18 protein-coding genes are annotated in these 20,160 nt (G+C 44.2%); 4 read left to right on the top strand and 14 right to left on the bottom strand.

Features of this window, described 5'->3' with window-relative positions:
• Nucleotides 1–24 precede the first annotated feature (24 nt).
• The gene (locus H9Q76_RS11525) at nt 25–489 is read left to right on the top strand and encodes a helix-turn-helix domain-containing protein (protein WP_006855331.1); all 465 of its coding nucleotides are present in this window, start codon (nt 25–27) and stop codon (nt 487–489) included.
• Nucleotides 486–1,175, top strand: coding sequence for an IS630 family transposase (locus tag H9Q76_RS11530; RefSeq protein WP_249321123.1), 690 nt, complete (start codon nt 486–488; stop codon nt 1,173–1,175). The genes H9Q76_RS11525 and H9Q76_RS11530 overlap by 4 nt, the downstream gene beginning before the upstream one ends.
• 200 nt (nt 1,176–1,375) lie before the next feature.
• Here the strand turns inward: H9Q76_RS11530 and H9Q76_RS13805 are convergent, their stop codons facing one another.
• From H9Q76_RS13805 to H9Q76_RS11580, 11 genes are all read right to left on the bottom strand, one after another.
• Nucleotides 1,376–1,498: a hypothetical protein gene (locus H9Q76_RS13805; RefSeq protein WP_004611516.1), complete on the bottom strand. Its 123-nt coding sequence runs from the start codon at nt 1,496–1,498 to the stop codon at nt 1,376–1,378.
• A gap of 153 nt (nt 1,499–1,651) precedes the next feature.
• Entirely contained in the window at nt 1,652–1,936 is a 285-nt protein-coding gene (locus H9Q76_RS11535; RefSeq protein ID WP_005340582.1) for a DUF6462 family protein, read from the bottom strand.
• Nucleotides 1,937–1,939: 3 nt separating this feature from the next.
• On the bottom strand, nt 1,940–2,398 hold the full coding sequence (locus H9Q76_RS11540; protein WP_004611514.1) for a DUF6462 family protein: 459 nt from the start codon (nt 2,396–2,398) through the stop codon (nt 1,940–1,942).
• Between the two features lie 8 nt (nt 2,399–2,406).
• Entirely contained in the window at nt 2,407–2,628 is a 222-nt protein-coding gene (locus tag H9Q76_RS11545) for a DUF6462 family protein (RefSeq protein ID WP_005340583.1), read from the bottom strand.
• Between the two features lie 239 nt (nt 2,629–2,867).
• The gene (gene lysS / locus H9Q76_RS11550; protein ID WP_249321124.1) at nt 2,868–4,463 is read right to left on the bottom strand and encodes a lysine--tRNA ligase; all 1,596 of its coding nucleotides are present in this window, start codon (nt 4,461–4,463) and stop codon (nt 2,868–2,870) included.
• Nucleotides 4,464–4,481: 18 nt separating this feature from the next.
• Nucleotides 4,482–4,955 carry a transcription elongation factor GreA gene (gene greA, locus H9Q76_RS11555; protein WP_021986186.1) on the bottom strand — a complete coding sequence of 158 codons (474 nt, stop codon included), beginning with the start codon at nt 4,953–4,955 and terminating at the stop codon, nt 4,482–4,484.
• 212 nt (nt 4,956–5,167) lie between these two features.
• Nucleotides 5,168–6,349: a phosphoribosylaminoimidazolecarboxamide formyltransferase gene (locus H9Q76_RS11560; RefSeq protein WP_117780130.1), complete on the bottom strand. Its 1,182-nt coding sequence runs from the start codon at nt 6,347–6,349 to the stop codon at nt 5,168–5,170.
• Between the two features lie 21 nt (nt 6,350–6,370).
• Nucleotides 6,371–7,090: an IMP cyclohydrolase gene (locus H9Q76_RS11565; protein ID WP_118373988.1), complete on the bottom strand. Its 720-nt coding sequence runs from the start codon at nt 7,088–7,090 to the stop codon at nt 6,371–6,373.
• 32 nt (nt 7,091–7,122) lie between these two features.
• Nucleotides 7,123–7,836: a SanA/YdcF family protein gene (locus H9Q76_RS11570; protein ID WP_249321126.1), complete on the bottom strand. Its 714-nt coding sequence runs from the start codon at nt 7,834–7,836 to the stop codon at nt 7,123–7,125.
• Nucleotides 7,837–7,848: 12 nt separating this feature from the next.
• Entirely contained in the window at nt 7,849–10,152 is a 2,304-nt protein-coding gene (gene glgB / locus H9Q76_RS11575) for a 1,4-alpha-glucan branching protein GlgB (protein WP_249321128.1), read from the bottom strand.
• Between the two features lie 37 nt (nt 10,153–10,189).
• Nucleotides 10,190–10,843 (bottom strand): lipoprotein intramolecular transacylase Lit, encoded by a 654-nt coding sequence (locus tag H9Q76_RS11580; protein WP_118670929.1) that lies wholly within the window; start codon nt 10,841–10,843, stop codon nt 10,190–10,192.
• A gap of 208 nt (nt 10,844–11,051) precedes the next feature.
• Between H9Q76_RS11580 and H9Q76_RS11585 the strand changes: the two genes are divergently transcribed.
• Nucleotides 11,052–14,951, top strand: coding sequence for an EAL domain-containing protein (locus H9Q76_RS11585; RefSeq protein ID WP_249321129.1), 3,900 nt, complete (start codon nt 11,052–11,054; stop codon nt 14,949–14,951).
• 202 nt (nt 14,952–15,153) lie between these two features.
• Nucleotides 15,154–15,417 carry a 30S ribosomal protein S20 gene (gene rpsT / locus H9Q76_RS11590; RefSeq protein ID WP_021986193.1) on the top strand — a complete coding sequence of 88 codons (264 nt, stop codon included), beginning with the start codon at nt 15,154–15,156 and terminating at the stop codon, nt 15,415–15,417.
• A gap of 79 nt (nt 15,418–15,496) precedes the next feature.
• On the opposite strand, the gene H9Q76_RS11595 is transcribed toward rpsT, so the two are convergent.
• The 3 genes from H9Q76_RS11595 to H9Q76_RS11605 form a co-directional block, all read right to left on the bottom strand.
• A complete protein-coding gene (locus H9Q76_RS11595) occupies nt 15,497–16,009 on the bottom strand; it encodes a YqeG family HAD IIIA-type phosphatase (RefSeq protein ID WP_021986194.1) in 513 nt (170 codons plus the stop codon).
• A gap of 53 nt (nt 16,010–16,062) precedes the next feature.
• Nucleotides 16,063–17,880: an excinuclease ABC subunit UvrC gene (uvrC, locus tag H9Q76_RS11600; RefSeq protein WP_249321898.1), complete on the bottom strand. Its 1,818-nt coding sequence runs from the start codon at nt 17,878–17,880 to the stop codon at nt 16,063–16,065.
• Between the two features lie 171 nt (nt 17,881–18,051).
• Complete coding sequence (locus H9Q76_RS11605; protein WP_249321131.1) at nt 18,052–20,139, bottom strand: hypothetical protein; 2,088 nt, start codon at nt 20,137–20,139, stop codon at nt 18,052–18,054.
• Nucleotides 20,140–20,160: the final 21 nt, after the last annotated feature.

The following is a 20,160-nucleotide window of genomic DNA, read 5'->3' on the forward strand; positions in this document are numbered from 1 at the left end:
AAAAAGAAACGGCGGTGATTTTAGATGGCAAGACCAAAAAAATATAATATTTCATTAACGGATGACGAACTCAAGGAACTAAAATCTGTTATGCGTAAAAAGCAAACAACCAAAACTGTTCGAAACAGATGCCAGATTATCATTGATCTAGATGAGGCACACGGTAAAGTTCTTACCCATGCACAGTCTGCCAAAACAAATTGCGTATGTATGGCTACTATCATGAATACTGTAAAGCTTTATTCCGAAAAAGGCATCCAGGGTATCCGTACAATGAACCGGAATGTCAATTCTGATAATGCACGCAGAAAATTTGATGGGCGTGCTGAGGCTCGTATTATTGAAATTGCGTGCAGTCCTGCACCGGAAGGACATTCCCGCTGGACACTCCGTCTGCTGGAAGAACAGGCAAAAATTGTACTTGATGTTCCAGTCAGTAAAGATACCATCGGCAGGGCTTTAAAAAAAATAAACTTCGACCTCACATGAATGACTACTGGTGTATTCCGTCAAAAGAAGATGCTGATTTTGTAGCCTGCATGGAAGATGTCCTTGATGTTTATGAACTCCCATATGACCCGATGTACCCTGTTGTCTGTATGGATGAAAAGCCATACCAGCTTTTGGATGATGTAAGGCAGCCACTGCCTGTTCGTCCGGGTGACAACCAGAAAACGGATTCCGAATATAAGAGGAATGGCACCTGCAGCATATTTGCTTTTGTTGAACCACTTGGCGGCAGACACCATGTGAGTGTCCATGAACACCGTACTGCAATTGACTGGGCAATGGAAATCAAATATCTGTCAGATGAAATGTTTCCAGATGCAAAGAAAATCATACTGGTAATGGACAATTTAAACACCCATAAAGCTGCTTCACTTTATAAAGCATTTCCACCATCAGAAGCAAGAAGGATCATAAAACGACTGGAAATCCACTATACGCCTAAACATGGAAGTTGGCTTGACATGGCTGAAATTGAGCTTAATGTAATGACACGCCAATGTCTTTCGCGTCGAATATCCACCCTTGACAAACTTAAATGTGAGTTATCAGCATGGGAAATGGAACGTAATTGGGATACAGCTAAGATACAGTGGCATTTCCAAACAGGGGATGCACGGGAAAAACTGATATCACTGTATCCGACACTATCATCTGTCACTTTTTAATTAAAGTGGCAGATATACTAAATATCAATGATACAGTACACTAGACTCCTATATCGCCCCGTGTACAAAGAGGTGTTCTCACCTCCGGGAGTTACAGACGAGCCACAAAATGTGTTTCACGACGCCCTTCTGAATTATCAGAAGCACTATCTCCTCTTTTAGCCTTTTGAGGATAAGGACGAACTTCTCGCCCTCTGTGGTTAATTATCCTTACGCAACATGCCGATTCCTTTTACCAGATTTCCATCCAGCTTCTCGCCCTTCATCTTTCGATCCATCAGACTACTAATATGATAGCTGTGACTTTCATCCTCCAGGTACATGCCCCGTAATTTTACTACCTACAGAAATTCTGTAGTGCAAACTACTTTGCAAATCTGTAACTGATTATTCAATTGTTATGTCCAATCTCTCTTGGACAATTGATATTCTACAATGCACTTTAATTTTACGGAAGTGACACCACTGGTGTATTTTTACGAATTTTCACCAGTTTTTGGTGTATTTGTCATTTCCTTTAATTTGTTCCATGTATGCTTAGGCAGTTCTCTTGCCGGCTCTCTGAATCGTTCAAGATATTTTTCAAATAATTCCGTATTGATTAATGCTGAATTACCGACTTTATAGACTGCTCCTGCCTCTCTCGCAATTACTATGATTCTCGATTTACTTATCCCATAAATAATCGCTCCTTCCTCTGCATTGACAAATTTTTTCATAAAATCCTTTGTATCTGAATAGCACTTATATGAGTAACTCATTCATCAGTCTCCTTTCACATTTGGCAATGGATGTTTCATTTCTGTTGGCGGTTCTCTGAATTGCTCCATATATTCATCAAACACCTCCAGATTAATCAGAATAGTATTTCCTTTTGCTTCGCCTATCTTATATACAGCCCCAGCTGCTCTAGCCATTTCGATAAATCTATGATGTCCTATGCTGTAAGTCATTGAACCCTCTCCGATTCTCACAAACTTCTTTTCCACAATTTTATTTGAACTAGGAACTCTTGCAGAATGTTTCATAAATTTCATCAACCTTTCCTTATGTACTAATATAATCTTTGCAAGCTGATATCTTGCTCCAGCAGCCAACGCTATATCCATTGCCTCATCTTGTGTTACATCTAATAAAGCCATTACCTCATCAATACGAATAAATCTTGGTTTTACAGTTTCTTTTCTATAGGCACAAACTGAACCACTCAATGTATTTACCATAACATCACCTACTTATAAAACTCAGAATCTGTAATATGAAAAGTTTCAAGATACTTATCCAATATTTCTGTATTAACAAGTACAAGCTGACCAATTTTATAACAAGCCTTGGCATCCTTAGCCACTTCTTGAAATTTTGTCATTCCCATACTGTACATTTTTGCACCATCTGAATATCTTACAAACTTTTTTGCATCCTCATATCTATCTTTCTTCTTTGATTCATTCATTGCTGTGCTCCTTTCACTTTGACTTCATAACAAATGACGTATTTTCTCCATAACGCAAAAAAGAGGACATCTTCTAAATTTCTTTAGAAAATGTCCTCTTAGTAGTTCATATTTGATTGAATCTTTTTCTTTTCAGATTGTGTACTCTTTCATACTGATGTAAATGACTATGTCAAAATGCGTCTTTTAATGCGTCCTTTGACGTACTCAAATGCCTCAACCCCGCATAAACACTAGGTTTATTTATCCAAGCTCTTCATCGTCGGGAAGAGAAGTACGTCACGGATTGCCTGCGAATCTGTAAGCAGCATCACCAGACGGTCGATACCGTAACCGATGCCACCCGTTGGAGGCATACCGATCTCCAAAGCATTCAGGAAATCTTCATCTGTATGCTCTGCCTCGTCATCACCTGCAGCTGCATTTGCATCCTGTGCGGCGAAACGCTCTCGCTGATCGATTGGATCGTTCAGCTCGGAGTATGCATTACACATCTCCCATGTATTGATGAAGAGCTCGAAACGCTCTACCTTGCTTGGGTCTGAAGGCTTCTTCTTCGTAAGTGGAGAAATCTCGATTGGATGATCCATAATAAATGTTGGCTGGATCAGCTTCTCCTCACAGAACTCCTCGAAGAACAGGTTGATAATATCACCCTTCTTATGACGATCCTCGTATGCGATATGGTGCTCGTCAGCCAGCTTCTTCGCCTCTGCATCATCTGCTACCTGATCAAAATCAATACCTGTATATTTCTTGATCGCGTCATTCATTGTCAGACGCTCAAATGGCTTACCAAAATCGATTTCAATACCATTGTAAGAAATCTTTGTACTGCCACATACCTTCTCTGCAAGGTAACGGAACATAGACTCTGTCAGTTCCATCATGCCCTCGTAATCGGTATATGCCTGATACAACTCCATCAATGTAAACTCCGGATTGTGACGGGTATCCACACCCTCATTACGGAATACACGACCGATTTCGAACACTCTTTCCAGTCCGCCAACGATCAGTCTCTTCAGATATAATTCCAGTGAGATACGAAGCTTTACATCCTCATTTAATGCATTGTAATGTGTCTCAAATGGTCTTGCTGCGGCACCACCTGCATTCGATACGAGCATTGGTGTCTCAACTTCCATGAAATCACGACCTGCAAGGAAATTACGGATCTCCTTCAGAATCTGCGAACGCTTGATGAACACTGCCTTGCTTTCCTGGTTCATGATCAGGTCTACGTATCTCTGACGATAACGCATATCCGTATCAGTCAGTCCATGGAACTTCTCCGGAAGGATCTGCAAAGACTTTGACAGAAGTGTCATCTCCTCGGCATGAATGGAAATCTCACCCGTCTTTGTACGGAATGCATATCCCTTCACACCATAAATATCTCCAATATCAGACTTTTTGAAATCTGCATAGCTTTCTTCGCCGATCTGGTCTCTTGCAACATAGACCTGAATATTTCCCTTCAAATCCTGAATGTTACAGAAAGATGCCTTACCCATGACACGCTTAAACATCATACGTCCGGCAATACTTACATGAATCGGAGAGCCATCCATGATTGTTCTTCTCTCATTGTAATCGTTTGCCAGAACTTCCTTCTTCTGCTCGTCATCCAGTCCCTCTACATCCGGTGCCGGTCTGCCTGCCAGAAGCTCTGTTTCATGCGCAATGTAAGTTTCCTTTACATCTTCACTGTGATTTGTCACATCATATTTCGTAATCTCAAATGGATCTTTTCCTGCTGCCTGCAGCTCTGCGAGCTTGTCGCGACGCACCTGCAACAGCTTGTTTGTATCCTGCTGCTTATTCTCTGCCACTTTTTAACTCTCTCTTTCTTATCGAATATCCAAAATACGGTAATCAAAGTTTCCGTCTGGTGCTTCCACTGTGACTGTCTCGCCTACACGTTTCTTCAAAATAGCCATGCCAAGTGGAGATTCATTGGAAAGCTTTCCTTCCAGAATATTGGACTCAGTAGAACCAACGATCTTGAATGTATTTACCTCATCCATATCGATATCCAGAATAGATACCTCAGAACCAAAGTTTACAACACCCTGCTCTACTTCTTCTTCGTCAGCAACCTCTGCATACTTCAGGATCTTCTCGATTTCTTCGATGCGAGCCTCGATATCTCTCTGCTCGTCCTTTGCAGCATCGTACTCGGCGTTCTCTGACAAGTCTCCTTGCTCTCTTGCTTCTTTGATCTTCTGTGCAATTTCCTGACGTCTATTTACCTTTAAGTCCTGTAACTCGTCCTCTAACTTACGAAGACCTTCTCTAGTCAACAGATTTTTCTTCTCAGCCATCTCTATTTTCCTTTCTTTCACGACATATTTGCTCAGACTTCTTCCGAGCATACATGCTTGAATTATATCGGATATTCCGTCATATGTCAAATAAGATTTCTATTGGATTTTACAATATTATTCGGCACACATTACAAAAATCCGCAAAGCCATTTCTGACCTTGCGGATTCACATTTTTCTTTCTACTATTATTTCGCTTTACAACATCCGATTAGTGATGAAACAGACGGATTCCTGTAAATGCCATAACCATATCGTACTTGTCTGCACACTCGATGACAAGATCATCACGTACAGAACCACCCGGCTGTGCGATATACTTCACACCACTCTTCTTTGCACGCTCTACATTATCAGAGAATGGGAAGAATGCATCAGAACCAAGTGTTACATCAGTATTTCCATCGAGCCAAGCACGCTTCTCCTCACGTGTAAATACCGGTGGCTTTACCTTGAAACGCTTCTGCCATTCGCCCTCGCGAAGTACATCCTCATACTCATCACCGATGTAGACATCGATTGCATTGTCACGGTCTGCACGTCCCAGTGAATCTACAAACTGCAGATTCAGAACCTGTGGTGCCTGACGGAGATACCAGTTATCTGCCTTCTGTCCGGCAAGTCTTGTACAATGTACACGGGACTGCTGACCGGCACCGATACCGATTGCCTGTCCGTTCTTTACATAGCATACAGAATTTGACTGTGTATATTTCAGCGTGATCAGAGCAATCTTCATATCGTTCTTTGCAGATTCTGGAAGATCCTTGTTCTTTGTCACAATGTTTGAAAGCAATTCATCGTTGATTGGAAGCTCATTTCTTCCCTGCTCAAATGTGATGCCATATACCTGCTTGTGCTCGATTGGAGCTGGTACATATGAAGGATCAATCTGAATAATATTGTAATTGCCCTTTTTCTTCTGCATCAGAAGCTCAATTGCCTCATCTGTGTAGCCCGGCGCAATCACACCATCGGATACCTCACGCTTGATCAGTCTTGCTGTATCCTTATCACACACATCAGAAAGTGCAATGAAATCACCGAACGAAGACATACGATCGGCACCTCTGGCTCTCGCGTAGGCACATGCCAGTGGAGAAAGCTCGCCGAGATCGTCTACCCAGTAGATCTTTGCCAATGTATCATCAAGCGGAAGTCCCACAGCCGCACCCGCCGGAGATACATGCTTGAAGGAAGTTGCTGCCGGAAGTCCGGTTGCTTCTTTCAGCTCCTTTACAAGCTGCCAGCCGTTAAATGCATCCAAAAAGTTGATATAACCCGGCTTGCCATTGATCACCTTGACTGGAAGCTCGCTTCCATCCTCCATGTAGATACGAGATGGTTTCTGATTCGGGTTACATCCATACTTAAGCATAATTTCGTTTGCCATGATTTTTCATCCTCCGCTTTCTTAGACTCTGTCGTATTTATTGATAATCTTTGATGTTGCCTTACCTGTCTCGATATCGATATAGCGAACAAACAAAGATACCTTGTTATCCTCATTCAAAGAGTTCCACAGCATATCGGTAAATGCATCCATATCATCCGGGATTGCAACCAGCTTCGGCTCACCCTCAAAGCTTGGAAGTGGATTGCCATCACCCATATAGGTGTGAATGAAATGTCCGGTTCCCGGAAGTGGATTTGTATAAGAGAATGTAAATCTCTCACAGCAATCCGGATTTCCGTCTGCGGATTTTAAGATGGACATTGCATAATTATACGAACCATTTTCCACATGCATAATGCCGGAAATACGTGGTGTATAATTTGGTGCATCATCCTCATATTCTCGCGTGCGTAAAGACTGCTCAAATGTCTGCTGCTTATCCATCAACTCGTAAATCGTATCGGTCTGATCTCCATTTGTCACGATTGTCTTGTTGCCTAATACACGCACCGGTGCATAGATGATCAGATGTGGGTCTGTCAGCTTGGAAGGATCTGCTGCCTCTGTTCTTATGCCATCCTCTGTCTCTGTAAATACACGGTTCCGTGAATTTACGCTGCGTCCCATAATGAAATATGCAGTTACCGCCTTCTTGCCATCCTGTGACTTTCCGATTACGATACCTCTGCCCGGGTACGCATTGCCCTTCAATTCTTCTTCCAATGAAATCATCTTCACGCTCTTCGCTCCTCCTCTTTTCTGTGTCTATGTTAATCTGCGCCGTTGGTAACATCCCCGCTTCCATCTAAGGAAATCGGGTTACCAAGTACAGTCGGCTCCGGTTTGATAAATGTCATAACAAAGTCCTTGCTGATTGCCAGATACTCGCGGATATTCCGGATGGTCTGTCCACCGTAGTTAATCGATGCTGCCGCCACTCCATATGCATCCATACCGAGATTCTTGGCATTGTAGACCGCACGTGTCAAATGATATTTCTGCGTGACGATCACAACTTTTTCCGCGCCAAAGATTGCTCTGGCACGGTACATACTCTCATAAGTAGAAAATCCCGCATGATCCAGGAAAATATCCTCCGACGGAACGCCCTGCTTGATCGCATAGTTCTTCATGACACTGACTTCGTTATAATATTCGCTGCCGTGGTCACCACTCATCAGTATCTTCGGTGCACAGCCTGCCTTGTAAAGTGCAATCCCCTCATCCAATCGATCCCGCAGCATCGGACTCGGTGTATCTCCATTCTTTACAGATGCCCCAAGAATGATAATACAATCCACATCCGAAAGTGCAGTTGCGTCCTCCTCTTTCAGCAGACGGGGATTCACATCATGTTTAACATAGATATAGATTCCTGTCAACCCAAGAAGGATCAGCAGCGCACACGCAATCAGGAACACAAATATATTCCTGATTGCCCGCACAAATCCGCCTTTTTTCTTATCTGCTTTTTTCTTACTCATATCTTTCTGCCATTATTTCGTCGTCTTTTTTTCTACTGACTTATTTTCTGTGGAAGTCTTTGCCACAGCCGCTTTCTTTGCTATGGCTGGCTTCTTATCTACATAATCATACTTGAATACCATCATGGAAAGCGGTGCGATATCAATGCTGATCGCATACGGCATACGATCACACTTTTCTTCAAATGCCTTTACCTTACCGTTTTTCGTACCGGAACCGCCGTAGATCTTCGCATCCGAATTGATGATCTCCTCATACTCGGTCAGGCAAGGCACTCCAATCCAGTAATCCTTACGCTCTACCGGAACGAAATTGCATACGAACAACAACTGATCCTTCACCGTCTTTCCACGACGCACAAACGCGATAATACTTGTATTTGCATCATCGACCTTGGTCCACTCGAATCCCATCTGATTGTTGTCATTGTAGTAGCATGCGTCATAGGTTGTATACATATGGTTCAGATCTGCCACCCATTTCTGCATCTTCTTATGCAGAGGCTGATCTAATAAGAACCAGTCAAGACTTCTTGCCTCACTCCACTCACGAAGCTGTCCGAACTCCTGTCCCATGAACAAAAGCTTCTTGCCCGGATGTCCATACATAAATCCATAAGCCGTACGCAGGTTTGCGAACTTATCCATTTCTACACCCGGCATCTTGTTGAGCATGGAGCACTTGAGATGTACGACCTCATCGTGTGAAATCACAAGCACATAATTCTCTGCATATGTATATGACAGGCTGAATGTCAGTCGGTTGTGATTAAATGAACGGAAATATGGATCCATCTTCATATACTCCAAGAAGTCATTCATCCATCCCATATTCCACTTGTACAGGAAGCCAAGCCCCTTCATGCTTGCCGGTGCTGTGACACCTGCCCATGCCGTAGACTCTTCCGCAATCAGGAACGCGCCCGGATTGCGCTCTTCCATAACCGTATTGATCTTGCGGAGCAGTTCGATTGCATCGTAATTCTCATTTCCACCATCTTTATTCGGCAGCCACTGTCCATCCTGCTTTCCGTAATCCAGATACAACATAGAAGCGACCGCATCCACACGCAATGCATCCACATGGAACTTCTCCACCCAGAACAACGCATTGGCTGTTAAGAAGTTAGAGACCTCATTTCTTCCAAAATCAAAGATATAGGTTCCCCAGTCCGGATGCTCGCCGCGTCTTGGATCCGGATGCTCATAAAGCGGCATGCCATCAAATCTTCCAAGTCCGTGCTCATCTCTCGGGAAATGTGCCGGCACCCAGTCCAAGATCACACCGATGCCGTTTTCATGCATGTGATCTACAAAATACATGAAATCCTCCGGCGAGCCATAACGGCTGGTCGGTGCATAATAATTCGTTACCTGATAACCCCATGATCCATCAAATGGATACTCTGCAATACCCATCAGCTCGACATGGGTGTATCCCATCTTCTTTACATAATCGCAGAGCATCTTTGCAAGCTCACGGTAGGTATAGAATCCAAAATCTGAATCCTCAATTTTCTTCTTCCACGAACCGAGGTGGCACTCATAAATTGCCATCGGCTTTTTCAGCTCGGTCTCACGCGTCTGCTGCTTCCGGTTCTCGATCCAGTCCGTATCCTTCCACTTATATCCGGTCAGATCCGCAACGACATTCGCATTGTCCGGTCTTACCTGACACTGGTTTCCATATGGATCTGCCTTGTATAAGATTTCACCGTCTCTTGTCAGAATCTGATATTTGTAGACAGCCCCCGGAGCTACATCCGGGATAAACAGCTCATAGATACCGGAGGTCTGCATCATCTGCATCGGGTTGAGTGCGCCATCCCACATGTTAAAATCACCTACGACACTGACACGTCTCGCATGCGGTGCCCATACTGCGAAGTATGTTCCCTTCACACCATCGATTGTCATCGGATGCGCACCAAACTTTTCGTAGACATCATAGTGCTTGCCCTCTGCAAAAAGATATGTGTCAAACTCTGTGATCTGTGAGTCAAACGCGTATGCATCGGCAGTCACAACCGTTGTACCATCCTGATAGGTTGTCTCGATGCGGTATTTTGTTCCCTTATATTTCTTCTTTGCACTGTAAAATCCATAGAAGCCCTCTGCCAGACATTCCATCTCCTCACGGTTTTTGCCTGTCGGAGATTCGACGCAGACTTTCTCTGCATATGGACGATATACGGTGATCACCTGTCCATCGCCATAAACATGGTTTCCGAGCAGATGCTTCGGTGCATTGATAACCCCATTTTTCAATTCATCGTACAAAATCCAGTTTACCCAATCTTCCAGTCGTTTGTTCATATTTTGTAACCCTCCTTAAAAATATCCTTCTCTAAATCTAAAACCGGTGTGGTCGCCCCGCCAGACGGACACACACACGAATCATCACAAACACAAAAATCTCCGCTGCAACTATGCCAAGATATAGCAACGCCAGATTCCTTGCAAAGGTTTCCGGCAGAATCTTACACAGCACATCTCCGGAAGAAAAATAGCCATAATCGCCACGGAATATCATATTCCGAAGTCCTGCATAGACCTCTCTTTTTGATGTCACGATCCGCAGCATCAAAAGCGCCACCAGACACGCGCCGCCTGCACTTCCATAAAAACATGGCATCGTCTCCCGCCTGCGCCAAAGCCTGCGAAAACTGTATATCATCCCAGCCAGCGATGCAATGGTTAAAATCCATGCGAACCGGTAATACCCTTTCAATCGGTTCAGCTGATGCACATTTTCGTCCGATAATTCATATCCTGCAATCCTGTATTTTCCTGTAAAAAAGCGACAATACGAATCTGCAATCTGTCCGTAGTAAAGCTCTGCCTCTGCCTTGCTGATCTCCACCGTCGCACCGTTGCAGTAATCCGTCGATGAAAGCCGGTACACACTCCGGTTGAACGCCAGCAGGCACACAGCAAAGCTCAAAATAAACACCGCAATGCAGACACTCGCCAGCCATTGAAACTTTCTATATTCTTCTCTTTTCATAATAATTGATTACTATCTTTTTCCTGTAAAATCTTAAAAACCTATAAGCTTATTTATTTTACCATTTCCGCCCTGCAAAGTAAAGAAACCATTTTATAAATGCGTCCAATATCGCTGGAATTCTGCGTCATTTTTGCCTTGCGTCATATGCTGTTTTCCTCTATAATAATAGTAGTTTTTTTATACAGCATGAGGTGGTGGGGCGATAATGGCATCAAGCAATTTTGTAAATGGAAATGACGTGGCTACATTTGTCTTGGAGACAGATGCACCATACAATATTTTAGACTTTGACCAGGGACTTTGTACAATGACCGGGTATTCTCCGCGTGAATTGTCCAAGAAGATCTGTACCCTGGATAATCTGTTATATGTGGAGGACTTCACAGAAGTGATCGCCTCCATGAACTATCAGTTAAGTATCTCGAATCTGATCAGTATCCAGCATCGGATCGTGACAAAGAGCGGTACGGTTCTGACGGTGCTTTGCAACGGACAGGCATTTTCTTTGAACGATGGTCGTGACGTATTACAGTGCGTTTTTACCGATATCACGAATCTGGAAAATGCAGCGAACGAGACCGTCCGTGCCAAGACCGATCTGGAGATTTTCGCAAATACCGTTCCGAGCGGCGTGAGCAAGCATCTGCTCGACAACAATCTCTCTCTTTTATGGGCAAATAATTTCTTTTATGATATGTGCGGCTACTCTGAGCATGATTACAAGGAGAAGTTCGGCAAGAGCACACTGCAGCTCGTATTGAGTGAGGATCTGGCGCTTGTGATTGACGCACTCGCTGACCTGACGGAAAACGAGGAGAATTCCAAGATCATGAACTTCCGTATCCAGTGTGCGGATGGCAATATCAAATGGGTCAATGCAGTCATCGCCCGCTCCGGTTCCGAGGAACAAGGCTTCCCAGTTGTAAACCTCGTTATGTCAGATATTACAAGTCTGAAGATTGCAGAGACAAAGGCAATGCTTGAAGAGCAGAAATATCTGATCATCTCTGATATCTCTGAGGAACTTCCTTACGAATATGATATTGCAACCGATACGATCACCTTTGCCGAGAAGTTCAACCATATCTTTGAAGGTGAATCTGTGATTGAGAACCCGACCGAAAATATGCTCAAGATGGGACTCGTCTCTTACGATACACAGTCCGCGATCGAGGAGCTGTTTTATCTGGCAAAAGCCGGCACAGAATATCATTCGACAGAGTTCAAATTAAATACGAAAAATGGTGGTTTCCAGTGGTACTTCTCCACATTCTCCACCATCTACGACGAGGAGGGAACGCCGCTTCGTGTCGTTGGTCTGCTCCGGAATATCCATGCCCAGAAGGTGGAACAGCAAAAGCTTCTGATCCGTGCAGAGACCGATCAGATGACCGGACTTTACAACAAGGCGACAACCGAGAGCAAAATTCAAGCATCCCTGCGTGAACTAAACGGAAACAGCTATCAGGTTCTGATGTTGGTCGATATTGATGATTTCAAGAAGATCAATGATACATTTGGACATTTGAAGGGTGACGAAGTCATCGTCGACATCGCAAAGGCGCTGCAGGAATTCAAAGGCGATTACGGCATTGCCGGGCGTCTCGGCGGCGACGAATTCTGCGTATTTTTGTCCAATGTGTTAGATACCCAGCTTGCAAGCGAAAAAGCCGTTATGATCGCCGATCGTCTGCGTGAGCTGTACCAGCACGATTGCAAGGTCACACTCAGTATCGGTATCGCCGCAACGAACCAGCAGATTCCATATAACGTCCTGCTGGAAAATGCTGATACTGCCCTGTATCAGGCGAAGTTAAACGGCAAGAACGGCTACTTCTTCTATGCCGATGATATGGAACGTGGGAAGTACGAAAATGATCGTTCCGAGCCGACAGTAAAAGAAACAGAAACCTCTGCTCTTTTAGATTCCCTGCTTTCTACACTGTTTGCCAGCACCAACACCTACACTGCGATCGAACAGGCAATGGCAATCGTAGGCGAGCACTACGCCATCGACAAGATCAGCATCTGGGAATACAGCTACAACAAGAGCTTCGTTGACTGTACGCATCAATGGTGCAAAAAGGGAATCAACAACGATATGACGCTCCGCCAGCATACGCCTGCTGCGATTCTGGAGGAATTATCTGCGATGGGAACGGACGGCATTACCTATTCCTCCGATACATCTTTGATCAAGACAAACACCGCAAGCATGAACCCGTATGCGGAAGGCATCCGCAAGCTCATGCAGTGCGATATCAATACAAACGGCAAACGGATTGGCTTTATCAGCTTCTATTCCATGGACAAAGACGTCACATGGAACGCGCAGACATTGACCGCATTTAAGCAGATCTTCCGCCTGTTCGGAGAAGCGATCAAGACAAAACAGGCAAACCGTGCGATGTCATTGCTGCGTGATGACACGATCAAGGCGTTTGATCTCGTACAGAATCCGATGGTCGTTGTCGACAAGGACTCCTACGACGTCATGTATTTCAACGAATGTGCGCGGGAATATTTCCCAAAACTTGCTTTAAACAGCAAATGCTACACCTGCCTGCAGCAGGAAAGCGGGCCTTGCCGTGATTGTCCGGTACATAAGATCTCTGACAGTAATCCGACTGTTGGCTGCATCAAGCACAATCGCACGCTCGACGAGCCGCTGGATGTCCATATGACAACGATCAACTGGAGTTCCGGCAGCCATACATTTTTGATTTCAACCTCCGCACACAAGGAGACAAAGGCAGAACAGCTCCGCAAGGAACTCGAGCAGAACATCAACATCGAAAAGCGCATTGCCGAGGCTTCTTACCGCGATATTGTAACCGGATATGGAAACTTCGAGAAGTTCAAGGTCGATGCACAGGCAATCTTAAACGACAACCCGGACACCGATTATGTTATGTTCTACTTTAACATCAAGAACTTCAAATACATCAACGAAACCTATGGTCATAATGTGGGCGATCAGACGCTCAAGGCAGTCGCAGATGTATTGAACAAATATATGCAGGAAGGTGAGACATTTGCCCGTGTCATCAGCGATACTTACATCATGCTGATTCACTACAAGGCAGAAGATCAGTTTATGTCCATCTTCAACAACATCAAGGCAGAGGTGCATGATGCATGCCTTGCCATTCAGGATCGGTTCGTCGTAGACTTCACGACCGGAATTCTTATCATCGACGAAACAATGCACAGCTACAGCATCAACCGCTTAGTCGACCGCGCAATGATGGCTGGCAAGTCCATCGATGCTTCAACCGGCGTATCGTATGCATTCTATGATGACGAATACCACAAGAAGGTATTGAACGATGCACAGCTTGAGAACAGCATCCACGGTGCCCTTGAGAACAACGAATTCTGTGCATATGTACAGCCAAAGTACGATATTGCATCGAAGAGCCTGATCGGTGGAGAACTTCTGGTGCGCTGGTTATCTCCTTCCAAGGGATTTTTGGAACCGGCAGCCTTTATCCCATCCTTCGAGAAGAACGGTTTCATCTATCAGATCGACTGTTTCATGCTCGAGCAGGCTTGTAAGTCCATCCGCCGGTATCTCGATTCCGACATCTACGTCATTCCGTTCTCCGTGAACCTGTCACGGGTAACGCTGGCGCATCCGGACTTCCTGTCAAAAGTACAGGAGATCGTCGAGAAGTACTACATTCCACATCATTATCTGGAATTCGAAATCACCGAGAGTATTTTCTCTGAGAATTACTCACAGATGATCGATGTGTTGAACAAGCTGAAATCGATGGATTTCATCATCAACATGGACGATTTTGGAACTGGCTACTCTTCCCTTACACTGCTCAAGGATCTGCCGATCGATGTCATCAAGCTTGACCATGATTTCTTGTCCCGGTCAACGACAAACGACAAAAATGCAATCAGCATCCTGCGCAGTATCATCGAGATGGCACACACCCTCGATATCCGCGTTGTCAGCGAAGGCATCGAGACTGTCGAACAGCTGGAAATGCTCAGTTCCATCAACTGTGAAATCGGTCAGGGCTTCCTGTTTGCAAAACCTATGCCAATCGCAGATTACGATAAGATGATCCAGGACTATTCTGCAAGCTAAAATTTAGGTTTTTACGGGTTTTTTCATCAAAAAGTATTGACAGAAAAATGGCTTTTTGCTATTCTATGGTTTGTGTGTGAACACAATTAGAAATTTTCACTGGTCCAATCTGTCTAGTGGTGTGGACGGATTGTTCGTGTCTTGACCAAAGTGATAATTATATAAACTTAAACTATTATAATATTTTATGGAGGTGTCAGGTTTGGCTAATATCAAATCCGCAAAGAAGAGAATTCTTGTTATCGAGACAAAGACTTTAAGAAACAAAATGATCAAGTCTAAGATTAAGACTTTAGTTAAGAAGGTTGAGGCTGCTATCGAGGCAAACGATAAGGCTGCTGCAGAAGCTGCACTTCAGGTTGCTACATCCGAGATCAGCAAGGCTGCTTCAAAGGGAATCTACCACAAGAACAACGCTTCAAGAAAGATTTCCCGTTTAACACTTGCTGTTAACAAGCTTGCTTAATTATTTTATTGATAAATATATTTTAACCCAAAGAAAAAGACGCTTTCCGCGTCTTTTTCTTTTTCGTGTGTTTTCTTTTTTACTTTCCTGTCTGCAATGTATGTTTCTTCAGATAGCTGTGCAGCACCCATTTTTCCGGGATTCGTTTTAACACAATCTGAATCTCCTCGTGCTTTGCAATCGGCTGTACTAAGATGCTGTAAAGTTGCGCATTGTTTGCACCCCAGATATCAGTAAAGATCTGGTCTCCGACAAACAACGTATTCGTCCGGTCAGTACCAAGCTTCTGCATTGCCTGCACATATCCTCTGGCTGACGGTTTTCCTGCCTTATATACATAAGTTGCTCCAACCTGTTCATTGAAGGATTTTACACGTTCCTCATCGTTATTTGACACGAAGCAGACACCATATCCCATATCCTTTAATTTCTGTATCAATGCCTTTGCACGCGCATTGGCAGGTGCATCATGTTCCACCAGTGTATTGTCAACATCGAACAGCACCGCGCGGTATCCTTTGTCATAGAATGCCTGAAAATCAATATGATAGGTGCTGTCGTAATATTCGTTTGGAAAAAATCTCTGAAACATATCGTGTTCTCCTAAGTCTTTATTCGTCTGTTTTCTAATACCGGTTAGACAGTTTATTCCGCATGAAAAAATTCATACACATTCTTCGCAATGGACTCTGGAATTCCCGGCACTTCTGCAAGCTCGCTGATTGTCGCTTCCCTGATCTTCCGTATCTCACCGAAATATTTAAGCAGCTGCTTCCGCCGATTCTCACCTACCCCCGGTATCTCATCGAGCACGGAATGTACCTGATTTTTGCTGCGGAGCTGCCGGTGATATTCTATCGCGAAGCGGTGCGCTTCATCCTGCAGTGCCGTCACCATCAACATCGCTTCACTGCCCTTCGGGAACTTCACTTCCACATTATTATAATACAAGCCTCTTGTTCTGTGGTTATCATCTTTTACCATACCACACACTGGAATGTCAAGCCCCAGGCTATCCAATACCATCAATGCAACGTTTACCTGTCCTTTACCACCATCCATCATAATGACATCTGGCAAAACATCCATCTTCTCATCTGTGAATCGTCTCGACAGCACTTCCTTCATGGATGCATAATCATCCGGACCCGTTACCGTCCGCAGCCGGAATTTACGATACGCATTCTTCTTCGGCTTTCCCTGTTCAAACACAACCATCGACGCCACTGACAATACGCCAGAGATATTGGAGATATCAAACGCCTCCATCCGGTTCGCCGACGGAATTCCAAGAAGCTCCGCAATCTCATTTGCCGCTCCGATTGTCCGCTTCTCCTGCCGCTTCACACGTTCCATATCCTGCGCTAGTACCAATCTCGCATTTTCTGCCGCCAGATCCAAGATCTTTTTCTTGTCTCCCTTCTGCGGCACAACAATCTGCACCTTCGATTCGCGCCGTTCACTCAAATACGCCTCTAAGATTTGCTGTTCCTCCGGCACTTCCGGAACCAGAATCTCTCTCGGCAGATACGGTGTCCCCGAATAAAACTGCTTGATAAATGCCGCCAGCACCTCTGACAACCGTTCCTTGCTGTTGCCATTCATATGATGATTTTCCCGTCCAAGCAGTTTACCATCCCGCACGAAGAATACGGTCACGACAATATCCTTGTCGTTCGATGCACACGCGATAACATCCCGATCTTCACCAGACGCCTTATTCATCTGCTGCTTATCCTCGATATGCCGGATACTCTCGATCAGATCCCGCGTCTCAGCCGCTTTCTCAAACTCCATTTCTTCCGCCTGCGCCCGCATCTGCTCCTGAAGTTCCGTCAATATCTCCTTGTAATTTCCATTCAGGAACGACAACGCCGCCTGCACCTGTCTGCCGTAATCCTCCTGACTGATCTTCCCATTGCAAGGTGCCTTACACTGCCCGATCTGGTAATACAGGCATGGGCGATCCTTGCCGATATCCTGCGGCAGTCTGCGGTTGCATGTACGCAGATGATAGAGCTTATTGATCAATTCCAGGATATCCTTGACTGCCCGTGCATTGGTGTATGGTCCGAAATATTTGGAATGATCCCGCTTCATAGAATGGCTGTATAAAAACCGTGGGAAAGCTTCCTCCACCGTCACGCGGATATACGGATAACCTTTGTCATCCGTCATCATCGTGTTATACTTCGGGCGGTACTCTTTGATCAGATTGCATTCCAGCACAAGTGCTTCCATCTCAGAGCTTGTCACGATATATTCAAAATACGCGATCTGCGACACCATTTTGGCAATCTTTGCAGATCCTCCGTGTCCATGTCCGGTCTGAAAATACTGCCGCACCCGGCTGTGCAGACTCACTGCCTTTCCCACATAGAGGATATCATCATTCTTGCTGTGCATGATATAGACACCCGGACTTTTCGGAAGCTTTTTCAGTTCCTCCTCCACGTCGAATATATACTGACTTTCCTCCGCGTTGTGGCTGGCACGATAAATATTCACATTGATTCGTTGTCTCTTCTCTGCCATGTTCGATTGACTCCTGTTCTGTGCAGGTATTCAGAATAAAATTAGGAGGTATCCGTAAGATACCTCCCACTTTATAATAAAGGTTTTTTTGTGGTCTGATTATAAAAGATCTGCACGAAGCTTCTTGATCACCGTCAATGTCTTGTTACGAAGCTCTTCTGCTTCATATAACTGCAGCATAGAGTTCTTATCCAGCTTCGCATCTACAACAGAATTCAACCAGTCATTTACATACGCCTGTACATACTTTACATTTGCATCGGACTTGTCCTTCAATGTCACGATGATGTTGTTCAGGTTCTCGATCACGGTTGGCTGAAGTGTTGTATTATTGTTCTGTGTCTGTGCACCCTCATCAGATAATTCGATAACCTTACCAGTCTTTGTGATGATAACCTTCTTGTTCGGAGAGGATTCTGAACGCGAAGAGCTTCCACCCTTTCTGTCAAGGAGCTTTTCTACTACCTTGATCAGGCATACAACACTGTATGTAGCTTCCTCTGGTGTCTGCTGATCATTTCCCTTGTCCTCATACTGGTTCCACAGCCACTCAGACTTCAGGAGCATCTCCTCTATCTTTGTGTCAGACAACAGCTTCTGCAGATCTGGATCCATCGCAGGCCCAGAATTCTTACCGAAGAACTTACCGCCAGACTGTGGTGCCTCTGCCTTCTTGTACTTTGCAGGAACTACAATCTCTGCGTAGGTCTTAATCAACTGCTTTTCAGCTACCTTTGGATCATAGTTATTATTAATAATATTGATTCTACCACTGTTCAAACCGTTGCAGATCATATCCTCTGCTGTCATAAATACGAGTGCCTTCTGGCGATCATCAATCATCTGCTTGATCTCGTAGTTTGTCTTAGACTTCTCAAGGATAGAATTCTTACGAACCTTAAACGCCTTAATCTTCTCCTTTACACTGAAGAACAGCTTGAGCAGAGAAGGATTCGCGTTAACATAATTTCCAATCCATGTAAGCTCTACATACTGATGCTCAATCTTGTTTGAGATCTCATATACATTGTAGCCATCAAAGATAACATTCAACGTTGTATAGAGTAAATCGAGAATCTCGTACTTTTCTTCCCATGACTTGTTGGAATTGTCCTGATTTACCAGATCCTTGATTCCACACTCATAGAACACCAGGTTATACTCGTACAAGCCTTCGAAGATATTGTGCTTGTCACTTAAGGAAGCACCTGCGCCAAGAATCTGCAGATTTTTCTTCATATTTGGCTCGTTCTCGATATAGAGATATACCTTTCTTACAAAGGAAGATACCTCTGCGATCAGTGTATCAATACGCTTGTTGTAGATCTCCTGCTTAGAGATTGCATTGATCACACTTCTGCTCAGCACGGTTGTATCGGCTGCCGAATTCGTGTTGCGGATCAATTCCTTGAAGCTCTCATAGACTGACATATTGTCGATTGGAATATACTCTGCATTCAATCCATAAAACTCAAATGCCTTGCTGTATTCCTTGTTGTGAATATATGCGTTGAACAGTCCGATTGAGAACTGAATCTTATAATCATTTCCTACATGTGGGTCTTCTACTACATAATCAAACAATACTTCCAGATTGTTCATATATGCATCCGAATTTGCATTGTCTGCCGGAAGTCCCATCTCCATGATAACGTTGATCAGATCGAGATAACCCATAATTGCCTTATCAAAGTTCTTCGGTCTGTCATCATCCTCTAAAATCTGATAGCTCAGATTGATCAGCAATGGTGCAATACGCTCACCGATCAGACGCATCGCATCACCGAAGCACTCTCTCTGATACAGATAGATCAGCCAGATGCTGTAACGATAAATACCGGATGTGCTGATTGGAGCATCCACATCCAACGGATCGATATCGCCATATACAAACTTGAACAATGGTTCAATCCACTCTTCAATCTCATAACGTCCTGTCGCCTTGATGTTGGTGTCTACGAACTCACCCAACTCGTAAAGCTTTGTACACTGTGTCTTTACATCGTCATCAACCATCATATTCTTGAGGTCAAAATTACTATCCTTTAAATAGTCAATAACCAATGCATAAAATCCATCTTCTACCTGCTCATTCAGGAAACGAATCAACAGTCCTTTGTTATTTGATGCCGCAATTGTAAGGACATTGCTGTCTGATCCTGCGGTAATATTTGCTGGTAATGCCATTGCCATATACCCCCTTGTAAT

Origin of the sequence: Wujia chipingensis (assembly GCF_014337155.1) — a bacterium.
In the GTDB taxonomy this organism is placed as follows: Bacteria; Bacillota; Clostridia; order Lachnospirales; family Lachnospiraceae; genus Coprococcus_C; species Coprococcus_C hominis.

Coding starts and splice junctions, on each gene's coding strand:
- H9Q76_RS11560 (WP_117780130.1), bottom strand. CDS start 6,349: ATGGCAAACGAAATTATGCTTAAGTATGGATGTAACCCGAATCAGAAA.
- H9Q76_RS11580 (WP_118670929.1), bottom strand. CDS start 10,843: ATGAAAAGAGAAGAATATAGAAAGTTTCAATGGCTGGCGAGTGTCTGC.
- H9Q76_RS13805 (WP_004611516.1), bottom strand. CDS start 1,498: ATGTACCTGGAGGATGAAAGTCACAGCTATCATATTAGTAGTCTGATG.
- glgB (WP_249321128.1), bottom strand. CDS start 10,152: ATGAACAAACGACTGGAAGATTGGGTAAACTGGATTTTGTACGATGAA.
- greA (WP_021986186.1), bottom strand. CDS start 4,955: ATGGCTGAGAAGAAAAATCTGTTGACTAGAGAAGGTCTTCGTAAGTTA.
- H9Q76_RS11605 (WP_249321131.1), bottom strand. CDS start 20,139: ATGGCATTACCAGCAAATATTACCGCAGGATCAGACAGCAATGTCCTT.
- H9Q76_RS11540 (WP_004611514.1), bottom strand. CDS start 2,398: ATGGTAAATACATTGAGTGGTTCAGTTTGTGCCTATAGAAAAGAAACT.
- H9Q76_RS11585 (WP_249321129.1), top strand. CDS start 11,052: ATGGCATCAAGCAATTTTGTAAATGGAAATGACGTGGCTACATTTGTC.
- H9Q76_RS11535 (WP_005340582.1), bottom strand. CDS start 1,936: ATGAGTTACTCATATAAGTGCTATTCAGATACAAAGGATTTTATGAAA.
- H9Q76_RS11525 (WP_006855331.1), top strand. CDS start 25: ATGGCAAGACCAAAAAAATATAATATTTCATTAACGGATGACGAACTC.
- H9Q76_RS11530 (WP_249321123.1), top strand. CDS start 486: ATGAATGACTACTGGTGTATTCCGTCAAAAGAAGATGCTGATTTTGTA.
- H9Q76_RS11570 (WP_249321126.1), bottom strand. CDS start 7,836: ATGAGTAAGAAAAAAGCAGATAAGAAAAAAGGCGGATTTGTGCGGGCA.
- H9Q76_RS11595 (WP_021986194.1), bottom strand. CDS start 16,009: ATGTTTCAGAGATTTTTTCCAAACGAATATTACGACAGCACCTATCAT.
- H9Q76_RS11545 (WP_005340583.1), bottom strand. CDS start 2,628: ATGAATGAATCAAAGAAGAAAGATAGATATGAGGATGCAAAAAAGTTT.